8 protein-coding genes are annotated in these 10,572 nt (G+C 60.6%); all 8 read left to right on the plus strand.

Annotation, left to right across the window (positions count from 1 at the left end):
- Positions 1 to 98: 98 nt before the first annotated feature.
- Complete coding sequence (locus ABID12_RS14610) at positions 99 to 1,445, plus strand: M20 family metallopeptidase (protein WP_354434847.1); 1,347 nt, start codon at positions 99 to 101, stop codon at positions 1,443 to 1,445.
- Complete coding sequence (locus ABID12_RS14615) at positions 1,445 to 2,998, plus strand: ABC transporter substrate-binding protein (protein WP_354434848.1); 1,554 nt, start codon at positions 1,445 to 1,447, stop codon at positions 2,996 to 2,998. The genes ABID12_RS14610 and ABID12_RS14615 overlap by 1 nt, the downstream gene beginning before the upstream one ends.
- Before the next feature lie 112 nt (positions 2,999 to 3,110).
- A complete protein-coding gene (locus tag ABID12_RS14620) occupies positions 3,111 to 4,058 on the plus strand; it encodes an ABC transporter permease (RefSeq protein ID WP_354434849.1) in 948 nt (315 codons plus the stop codon).
- A complete protein-coding gene (locus tag ABID12_RS14625) occupies positions 4,051 to 4,878 on the plus strand; it encodes an ABC transporter permease (protein ID WP_319520594.1) in 828 nt (275 codons plus the stop codon). Before ABID12_RS14620 ends, ABID12_RS14625 begins: the two co-directional genes overlap by 8 nt.
- Before the next feature lie 10 nt (positions 4,879 to 4,888).
- On the plus strand, positions 4,889 to 6,532 hold the full coding sequence (nikE, locus tag ABID12_RS14630; RefSeq protein WP_354434850.1) for a nickel ABC transporter ATP-binding protein NikE: 1,644 nt from the start codon (positions 4,889 to 4,891) through the stop codon (positions 6,530 to 6,532).
- A gap of 136 nt (positions 6,533 to 6,668) precedes the next feature.
- Positions 6,669 to 7,898 carry a M20 family metallopeptidase gene (locus ABID12_RS14635; protein ID WP_354434851.1) on the plus strand — a complete coding sequence of 410 codons (1,230 nt, stop codon included), beginning with the start codon at positions 6,669 to 6,671 and terminating at the stop codon, positions 7,896 to 7,898.
- A 2-nt stretch (positions 7,899 to 7,900) separates the two neighbouring features.
- Positions 7,901 to 9,022 carry a M24 family metallopeptidase gene (locus ABID12_RS14640; protein ID WP_354434852.1) on the plus strand — a complete coding sequence of 374 codons (1,122 nt, stop codon included), beginning with the start codon at positions 7,901 to 7,903 and terminating at the stop codon, positions 9,020 to 9,022.
- A gap of 702 nt (positions 9,023 to 9,724) precedes the next feature.
- Positions 9,725 to 10,572, plus strand: an 848-nt coding sequence (locus ABID12_RS14645) for a BapA/Bap/LapF family prefix-like domain-containing protein (protein ID WP_354434853.1), incomplete at its 3' end; no start/stop codon positions are given.

The raw sequence follows: 10,572 nt of genomic DNA on the forward strand, positions 1-10,572 counted from the left end.
CCGGCCTTTTCGGAGTTGACATGGAAAACCTTCTATATTTCTATATAGAATATAGAAATGATTGTCGCGCCTGTTTTGGAACGCATAAAGGATTTTAGGTGAAGAACGGGAATATCGATCGTCGCGATGGATTTGATGATGCGGCGGCATTGCTGGATGGTCTGCTGGAACCGGCGCTGGATGTTTTCTCCGCGCTGGTCGCCGCTGACACGACGTTCCCGCCCGGCAGTGGCTATGCCGGTTTTGCCGATCTGGTCGAAGGCCTGTTTGTCGATCTTGGCTATGATTTCCGGCGCGTAACCGTTCCTGAATCACTGTGGCATGTCCCCGGCGGCCCCGCTTCCGGCGACCGCATCAATGTTATCGGCGAGCCCGCTGCACAGTCCTGGATGCAGGATGAGGAACGGGCCGCCCTTGGCCTCTACTATCATGTCGATACCGTGCCTGTCGCGCCCGGATGGACGCGCGACCCGTTTCGTCTGACGCGCGAGGGCGAATGTCTTTACGGCCTTGGCGCTGCCGACATGAAAGGCACGATTGCGGCCACATGGCTGGCGCTGGCCGCGGCCAAAAAAGCCGGGATTGCGCTTGCCTACAGTCCGCAGCTTTATTTCTGCACGGATGAGGAGGGCGGTCTTTATCCGGGCGTGCGCTACCTCGCCGAACAGGGGCTGCTCCCGCCGCATCTTCTCAATTTCAACGGCGTCGCCGCGCCGCGCATCTGGGGCGGCAGTTTCGGCTCGTTCAGCCTTCTGGTGCGGATCACCGGTGTGACCAGTCACGGCTCGTCGGCCAGCGGCATCAACGCCATCGAAGCGGCATTGCCGATGATGAACGCGCTCGTGGCTGAAAAGGCGAATGTCGCGGCGATCACCTCGGCCATGCCGGCCCCGCCTGATGCCGAAGGCCCGTTGCGCCCGGTCCTGTCGCTCTCGGCCGCCCATGGCGGCACCTGCGGCGGCCAGATTCCTGCCGCCTTTGAGGTTACTGTCTCGCGCCGCTATGCACTTGAAGAGGATTTCGACACGCTGCGCGACGGGCTTGAAAAATTGATCCGCGATGCCGTTCCCGCCCGCGAAGGGCTGGGACTTTCGATCGATCTTATCGGCCATCTGACGCCGACGGCGGATGCCGACGGGCCGCACTGGCCGCGCTGGCAGGCCGCACTTTCAAAAGGTTTCGGTTATGCCCCGGAAAGCTTTGCCAAATGGGCCGGCGCCAGCGCCTCCGATTTCGGTTACGTGCAGCGCACCGGCCTGACGCAGGAGGCGCTGTTGAGCGGCCTTGGCGGGCCGGGCCGAAACGGCCACGGACCCGATGAGCACACCACGATTTCGGATCTGACCGCGCTGGCGCGCGCGATCCTTGCCTATCTCGCCCGCGACTTTTCCACGGGCATGATCCCGGAACAGACTTCATCCAAAATCAAAGGGGAACCGAACTGATGTTTGATATTAGCCGCCGAACTTTTCTCAGTAGCGTTGCTGCAGCAGCACTGGTTGCGCCGCTTGGCCTCCATGCCGAAACCATCGAACCGGTCAAGGGCGGTACGCTGAACATTGCCGTCGATCAGGCCGTCAGCGTCATCAATCCGCTGCAGGTCCGGGTCAACCCGGAATATCTCGTTGCCGAAATGCTTTACAGCGCGCTGACGAAACTGCGCCGCGACATGTCGGTCGCGCCGGATCTGGCGGAAAGCTGGACGGCCAATGACGACCTGACGGAATGGACCTTCAAGCTGCGTTCCGGCATCGTCTTCCACGACGGTACGCCCTGCACATCGGAAGATGTCGTCGCCACTTTCCAGGCCATTCTGAACGCGGATAATGCCTCGCCGGGCCGCAAGAATGTCGGTCCGATCGACACTATCGAAGCCGTTGACGACCTCAGCGTCCTGTTCCGGCTGAGCACGGCCTATGCCGACTTCCCGGTCGCCGTTGCCTATACCAATGCCAAGATCATTCCCGCGGCAATTGCCGGCGGCGATATCAATGTCCTGGCCTCCAAGGCTGTCGGAACCGGTCCGTTCACGCTGGTTTCCTACGAGCCCGACCGCGAGATCGTGGTTGCCAAGAACCCTGACTATTATGATCCCGAGCGACCCTATGTCGACGAGGTCGTCGTCTCCGTCTATCCCGATACCAGCGCTGAAAGCTCGGCGATGATTGCAGGCGATGTCGATATCATCACGCCGGTCAATCCGGGCGAATATCTGCGCATGGACGGCAGCGATGGCGTCGACATGTTGCGGGTCGCCTCCGGGCAGTTCTGCAATGTCAATTTCGGCTGTGACACGCCGCCTTTCAACGATCCGCGCGTGCGCAAGGCGCTGGCATTGACGGTCGACCGCAATGCCATGCTGGATTTCGTGACCGAAGGCTTCGGCACGCTCGGCGACGACACGCCGATCAGCCCCGCCTATCGCTTCTACAAGGACCTGCCGCAGCGCGAACAGAATATTGCCGAAGCCAAGAAGCTGCTGGCCGAAGCCGGCATGCCGGATGGTTTCGAGGCAACGCTGGTGGCATCCGAAAATCCGCCGGTGCGCACGCAGATGGCCGTCGCACTCCGGGAAATGGCCAAGGATGCGGGCATCAAGATCAATGTTCAGACCATGCCGCATGCCACCTATCTCGACCAGGTTTGGAAGAAGGGCAATTTCTACATCGGCTTTTACAACATGCAGCCGACGGCCGACGGCATCTTCAAGCTGCTTTACACCTCGGATGCTTCGTGGAACGAAACGCGCTGGAACAATACCGAGTTCGATGCGCTCGTTGACGAGGCCAGAGCCACGGCTGACGAGGCCAAGCGTACCGAGCTCTACGGCAAGGCACAGGAGCTGATGAACGAGGACGTGCCGTCGATCATTCCGGCGTTCATGGACATTCTCGGCGCCAAGCGGTCCTGGGTTAACGGCTATGATGTACACCCGCGCGCGGCCGTGTTCATGATCGACGAGGTCTGGCTGGCCGAAGACGCGCCGCGTCGCGGCTGATTGCGCCCGTCATTATCTCTATCGCTTCCGCGGCCGGGTGCCGCGGAAGTTCCTGCGTAACGGACGTTTTCCGCCTGTTTGCTCGGGCGCGTCTGTGTAAACGGAGGACGGTTTGTCCACACCCTATCTGATCAAACGCCTGCTGCTGATCGTCTACACGCTGTTCATCGTGTCGCTGATCGTTTTTGCCATGACGCAGGTTCTGCCCGGCGATGCTGCGGTGATGATGCTCGGCCAGAACGCGACCGACGCGGCGCTTGCGGCGCTGCGCACGCAGATGCACCTCAACGATCCGCTCTGGATGCAGTATCTGCGCTGGGTGGGCAATGTCATTCGCGGCGATTTCGGCATTTCGCTGCGCACCAGCCAGCCCGTCGGCCCGGCGATGATGCAGGCGCTCGGGCGCTCGCTTCTCCTGGCCGTGCTGTCGATATCGCTGATGCTGGTGATTGCCGTGCCGCTCGGCATTCTGGCAGCGGTGCGGCGCGGGCGCATTGCCGATCTGGTCGTCAGCCTGGTTTCCTATCTCGGCGTGTCGCTGCCTGAATTCGTGACCGCGACGCTGGCCATCACCCTGTTTGCCGATTACATGAAATGGCTGCCGCCCACAGGCTATGTGCCGCTGACGGAAAATTTCTGGGGCGGTCTTCAGCATCTGATCCTGCCGGTCTGCGTCATCTCCGTGGTGATGATTGCGCATGTTTCGCGCATGATCCGCTCCGAACTCGTGGACGTGCTGCACAGCGACTATATCCGCGCGGCAACGCTTAAAGGTTTGCCCCGCCGCACTGTTCTTTTCCGCCATGCCGTGCGCAATTCGCTGTTGCCCGCCATCACCGTCGTCGCGCTCGATGTCGGCTATCTTCTGGGCGGGGTGATCGTCGTGGAGGAAATCTTCGCCATTCCGGGGATCGGCCGTGCACTGATTGTCGCCATTCAGGCCCGTGACCTGCCGGCCATTCAGGCGGGAACGCTGATCATGGCCGCGACATACTGCATCGTGAATTTCATTGCCGATCTGCTTTACGCCGTGCTGGACAAGAGGATCCAATATGACTGATTTCCTGAAACGCCTGGTGCGCACGCCGCAGGGCGCGATCGGGACCGCCCTCGTTGTCCTCGTGCTGCTGGCTGCCGTTTTCGGACCGATGCTGGCGCCTTATGGTGCCGAAGACATGTCGCCGCTGGCCCGTTTCCAGGGCCCGGAAATGACCCATCTGTTCGGGACCGACCAGTATGGCCGCGATATCCTGAGCCGCCTTCTGGTGGGCGCGCGCGCCACGGTGCTGATGGCCGTTGCGGCCACGCTTTTGGGCGCGGCCATCGGTGCGGTTCTCGGCACCACATCGGCCTATCTCGGCGGCCGTTTCGATGAGGCGATCATGCGCACCGTCGATGCGGTGATGGCGATCCCGAGCCTGTTGTTTGCACTTCTGATCGTCAACCTGCTCGGCACCAGCGCCGTCAATGCGCTTCTGTCGGTCGCCATCGCCTTTGCGCCCGGCATGGCGCGCATCACCCGCTCGGTGGCGCTTTCGGTGCGCAAGCAGGATTATGTTTCCGCAGCCGTCGCGCGCGGCGAGGGCACCGCCTATATCGTTCTGCGCGAAATGCTGCCGAATGTGGTGGCCCCGATCATCATCGAGATGACCATCCGCGTTTCCTTCGCGGTTCTGCTCTTTGCCACGCTCTCCTTCCTCGGTCTTGGCGCGCAGCCGCCGGCGGCCGAATGGGGGCTGATGATTTCGGAGGCGCGTCAGTACATGCACCGCTCCGTCTGGCTGCTGCTCTGGCCCTGCCTTGCCATCGCGACGGTGGCGATCGGCTTCAACCTGCTGGGCGACGGCCTGCGCGATGCCTTCAACCCGAAGACGGCCTGAGGAGACGATCATGCTGAATGAAAAATCATCTCCCGTTCTCGAAATCCGCAACTATTCGCTGGCCTACGAGACACCCGCCGGGCCGTTTACGGCGCTGAACGACATCAACCTGCACATTGAACGCGGCGAGGTTTTGGGCCTGGTCGGCGAAAGCGGGTCCGGCAAGACCTCGCTGGCCTGGGCGATCATGCGCTATCTTCCGCGCAATGCCATTGAAAAATTCGGCGCGATCCGCCTTGGCGGCGATGAGCTGGAGGGGCTGGGCGAGAAAGATATGCAGGCCATTCGCGGCCGGCGGATATCGATGGTGTTTCAGGACCCGTCGACATCGCTCAACCCGACGCTGTCGCTCGGCCGGCAGCTTTCCGAAGTGCTGGAACAGCATCGCGGCCTGACGCGCAAGCAGGCCTGGGAAGAAGGCATTGCCATGCTCGGCCGGGTCGGGCTGAAGACCCCGGCGGCGATGATGCAGCGGATGCCGCACGAGGTTTCCGGCGGCGAGAAACAGCGCGTGGTGATCGCCACGGCGTTTGCCTGCAATCCTGAATGCATCATCTTCGACGAGCCGACAACGGCGCTGGACGTCATCACCTCCCGGCAGGTTATCGATCTGTTTCTCGATCTGCAGGCGGAAACCGGCGTCGCCTCGCTTTATATCTCCCACGATCTGGCGCTTGTCTCGCGCACGGCCTCGCGGGTGGCGGTTCTCAAACGTGGCGATGTGGTGGAAACGGGTGAAGCCGATGCCGTGTTTCACGACCCGCAGCACGACTATACCCGCCGGCTGATTGCTGCCGTGCCGCAACCGGACCACCGGTTGACGGACACGGTTCCCGACATGAAGGCCGAACCGCTGCTTGCGGTGGACAATGTCAGCGTGCGCTACGGGCGCAAGTCGATCATTGACCGGCTGGCGGGCCGGGGGTCCGATCAGGTTTACGGCAACCGCAATGTCAGTCTCGACATTCGGCCGGGCGAAATTCTCGGCATTGTCGGCGAAAGCGGATCGGGAAAATCCACGCTTGCCAAGGCGCTGACCGGGCTTTTGCCCTTTGACGGGCGCTTCACCTTCGAGGGGCGGCCGCTGACCGGACTGCGCGACATGAACGCGGCCTATCGCAAGGATGTGCAGATTATCTTTCAGCATCCCGATGCCTCGCTCAACCCGCGCCAGCGCATTTCCGAAATCCTCGGCCGCTCGTTCAAACTGTTCGGCACGCCGGGCGAGGGCCGTCTTCAGGAGCGGATCGGCGCGTTGCTGGAACAGGTGCATCTGCCGGCCGATTATGCCGGGCGTTACCCGCACCAGCTTTCCGGCGGCGAGAAGCAGCGCGTGGCGATTGCCCGCGCCTTTGCTTCGAAGCCGCGTCTGGTGATCTGCGATGAAATCACATCGGCGCTCGATGTGTCGGTCCAGTCGTCGATTGTCGATCTGCTGCTGGAACTGCATCGGGCGCAGGGCACGGCCTATATGTTCATTACCCACGATCTCAACCTGATCCGCCAGATCGCCCACCGCGTCGCGGTGATGTATCGCGGCGATCTCATGGAGATTTTGCCCGCCGACAATATCGCCGGGGCCGCAACGGCGGATTATACCCGCCGGCTGCTGGCCGCCGTTCCCGTTCCGCTTGCCCGGCAGGCGTCTGTGTAGACAGACCTGCAAGGCTGTGCGGCAGAGTGTCGGGTCCCCCTCCCATCGAAACGACACTCTGCCCACGTAATTTTCGCAATTCTGCATGCAAACCGGTTCTCCCCTTTGCTGGAATTGCTCTAGCAAGGAGACCAAAATGGACCCTAAAGACCTCATCAACCGTGTTGACGAGAAAGCATGCCTCGACTTTCTGTCGATGATGGTTCAGCACCGCAGCCACTCCGAGACCGAAGGCGAGAAGGAACTCGCCAAGGTGATGGCGAAGGAGCTTGAAGCGCTTGGGGTCGTCTCCGACCTTCAGGCCTTCGATGATGGCAAGGGCGGCACGCGCTACAACGCCATCGGCACCTGGAAAGGGCAGGGCGGCGGCAAGAGCCTGCTGTTCAACGGCCACCTCGACACCAATCCGGTGACCGAAGGCTGGACGATCGACCCTGTCGGCGGAATTGTCGACGACAAGTTTATCTACGGGATCGGCGTTTCCAACATGAAGGCCGGTGATGCGGCCTATTTCTGCGCGCTGAAGACGCTGAAGGACGCCGGGATCAAGCTGAAGGGCGATGTCATCCTGACCTTCGTCGTCGGCGAATTGCAGGGCGGCGTCGGCACCTATAATGCCATCAAGGCCGGCTACAAGGCCGACTATTTCATCAATTCCGAGCCCACCGACCTTTATGCGCTGACCATGCATGCGGAAGGCAGCGGCTTTACCATCGAGCTGACCGGCGACACCCGTCACCTGTCGAAACGCGAGGAAGCCGTTGATGCCATCATGGCGGCCTGCGATCTGATCCCGCGTCTCAACGCGATGACGTTTTCCGGCGCGCTCAGCCCCGCCCACGAATCGATCAACCGCGTTCATTGCGGCGTCGTTCACGGCGCGCTTGGCCGCAACCTTGAGGAATGGCGTCCGCCGCAGGTGGCCGATTTCGTCGTCATTCGCGGAACCGCCCGCTATGCGCCGGGCCAGACCTTTGAGGGCGCGATGAAGGATATGCAGGTCGAGCTCGACGCACTGGAACAGCGGTTCCCCGGTCTGAAGGCCAAGCTCATTCCGAAGGACCGCGACAATGTGCCGAACATGCCGGCCTTCGAGGTTTCGCCCGAAAGCCCGATCGTCAAGGCCATCAACAAGGCCTATGAAACGGTGCGCGGCGTGCCGCAACCGACCGGCGTGGATATTCCCTCCCGCTTCTATGGCTCCGATGCCGGCCATCTCTATCATGAACTGGGCATGGAAGGCATCGTTTGCGGACCGGGCGGGCGCTACAACACCATGCCCGACGAGCGCGTCGACGTCGTCGATTTCATCGACATGATCAAGGTCTACATGCTGGCGATGATCGAAGTCTGCGAAGTCGCCTGATCATGTTCGAACGGGCTGAATTCGAAGCCCGGGCGGCGCGCGCCCGGGCAGACATGGAGCGCGCCGGCGTCGACCTTCTGTTGGCGGCCAGCGCCGAGTTCGTCGGCTGGTTGAGCGGCTACACCATATCGGAGACCATGTTCCGCCCCTGCTTCCTGCCGCTTTCCGGCGAAGCCTGGTTCGTGATCCGGGACCTCGATGCCGCGCCCTGCCGCGATGCTGTCTGGTTCGACACGGTCGAAGCCTATGACGATAGCGACGATCCGGTTGCGGTGACGGCGAACAGCATTGCGGCTCACGGTTTCGGCGCTGCGCGGATCGGCTATGATTCCGCCTCCTATTCGATGACGCCGGACCTGCTTGCCCGTCTTGAAGCGGCATTGCCGGAGGCCTCGTTCGTTGCTATGCCCGGCATTGGCGACGCCCTGCGCTGGGTAAAGTCCCCGGCGGAGATTGCCGTGATGGAGCGCGCGGCCGCCATTGCCGATGCGACGATGGAAGAGCTTGCGGAAAAGCTGAAACCCGGCATGACCGTGCGGCAGGCAACCGCCATGGCGGCAGCTCGCATGGTGGTGGAAGGCAGCGACAACAGCCGCACAGGCCCGATCCTGAAATCGGGCGGAAATCATGAATTCCTGCACGGCGCGCCGCAGGACGAGACCCTCGACCCCGGCGATATCCTGCATGTCGAACTGACGCCCGAATATCGCACCTACAGCGCCCGCATGATGCGGCCCGTGGTTTTCGGCCCACCCGGCGCGCAAATCCGGCATGTAGCCGAGCGGCTGATTGCGCTTCAGAATGCCCAGATGGCGGCGATGAAACCCGGTGTGCGAGCAGGCGATGTCGACGCCATCCTGCGCAGACCGCTTCTAGAAGAGGGCCTGCGCAAGACCTTTCCGAATGTTTCCGGCTATACGCTCGGCATTTACGGCCGCACGCCGCGGGTCAGCGATTTCTCCCGCGTCCTGCTGCCCGGCGCCGACTGGCCTCTGGAAACGGGCATGGTTTTCCATCTTTACGCCAGCGCACAGGGGCTGGGTTTTTCGGAAACCGTTGCTGTGACGCCCGACCGCGGGCGGCGCCTGACCGCCTTTCCGCGACAGCTGATTGTCGTTTCGTGAGGCCAATCCGGCGATTCTCACGCGGGCTGTAAACGGCGTGTACGAAACCGGCACATAACCGCGTCCCGTTATTCGCGGCGTCGATGACGCTTGCCCAAAACACTCCTTCAAAACCGGATTTTTGGCGCCTGGAGCGGAAGGCTGCAGCGTTAGCGTGTACTAAGATTTGGCTGACGCGCTGCGCACATGACTGCATGTCACCGGCAATGGGCAATCTACATGTCATGGCGGGTATCATTGGTTTGTGTTAATTAATACAACTATAGAGGGTGCATGAAAACCGCTTGTTGTGCAGGGAAACGCTCAATTAGGAACCACTAATCCAACGATCGTGGCATTAAAATTGACAATTTAAATGTTAAATTTCTGTCATAAATTGACCAGATCATTTGATTGAACGTTTCACCGGCAACGCCTGATTTTCAAGGCATTTAGCGGTGCTGAAAGTCTAAAAGTAGGGATTAAACAATAAAAACATTGCCTTAAAATCGATCGAAAATTCATATTCAGTTCAGGAAAAATGGCTTACACGCCTTGCAGTTGACACGAACTTACGTTAGGGCATCCCGTAAAGGTAGTAGTTGGCCAAAGCGCCACTCGGGTCTCCAATACAAAAGATCGAAGCGCCAAGAAACCGGCGAAAAACCACTATTGGATGTGGTTGCGCTAACATTTTGATGGAATTATTCAAGGAATAGCCTCATGGATGCAATCATTGTCGACAAGAACGATGGCTCCCAGCATCGTCAGCCCGTCGGAAACCTTCAGCTCGACGAGGCGTCTGTCGTTAAACTTCCGGTAGCGCCGGAAAACGTCGCTTCATTCGAACAGAACGGTAATGATCTGGTGATCGTCACAACGAGTGGCGAGACGATTGTCATTGGCGATTTTTTCGTCAATTTCGGTGATGACCGGAGCGAACTTGTTCTCGTTGACAATGACGGCGTTGCCTGGTGGGGGCAGTATTCCGGTCCATGGAGCGATTTTGCCTTTGCCGAGATCGGCGCGGATACGGCCGCACCGTTCCCGCTTGCAGCGTTGCTCGGTGTTGGCGCCGCTGCGGCAGGCGGGCTGGCGCTTGGCTTTGATGACGGCGATGGAGATGGACCGGCTCCGGTCTTTCCCGAACTGGATGTGCAGGACATTGCCGATGATCCGGCCGGTGACCGCGTTTCGGTCAGCGGAAACAGTACCGGCGATTATGTCGTCGTAACCTATCCCGACGGGAATGGCGGCACGACCGTGTCCGATCCGATCCCGGTCGATGAGGACGGAAACTGGTCCTACGATATCCCGCGTGACGATATTGCCGAGGGCGATGTCGAAATCACCGGCACAGTGACGGATGAAAACGGCAATCCTGTTCAGGATGCCGACGGTAACCCGATCTCGGATACGGAAACCGCAACGCTGGATCTGACCGGCCCCGAGGTCGAGGTCGTCATCACCGACAATGGCCAGGACGGCACGCTGGTTCTGACCTTTGCACCGGACACCGACACCACGACCTTCGACCCGTCCGCCGACCTCGATCTCGTCAATGCCGATCT

The sequence above is a fragment of the Martelella mangrovi genome (genome assembly GCF_040545495.1).
GTDB classification, from domain to species: Bacteria; Pseudomonadota; Alphaproteobacteria; order Rhizobiales; family Rhizobiaceae; genus Martelella; species Martelella mangrovi.

What these genes read in the sequence shown, in the direction of transcription:
- ABID12_RS14615 (WP_354434848.1), top strand. Translation starts at nt 1,445, where the DNA reads ATGTTTGATATTAGCCGCCGAACTTTTCTCAGTAGCGTTGCTGCAGCA.
- ABID12_RS14625 (WP_319520594.1), top strand. Translation starts at nt 4,051, where the DNA reads ATGACTGATTTCCTGAAACGCCTGGTGCGCACGCCGCAGGGCGCGATC.
- nikE (WP_354434850.1), top strand. Translation starts at nt 4,889, where the DNA reads ATGCTGAATGAAAAATCATCTCCCGTTCTCGAAATCCGCAACTATTCG.
- ABID12_RS14635 (WP_354434851.1), top strand. Translation starts at nt 6,669, where the DNA reads ATGGACCCTAAAGACCTCATCAACCGTGTTGACGAGAAAGCATGCCTC.
- ABID12_RS14640 (WP_354434852.1), top strand. Translation starts at nt 7,901, where the DNA reads ATGTTCGAACGGGCTGAATTCGAAGCCCGGGCGGCGCGCGCCCGGGCA.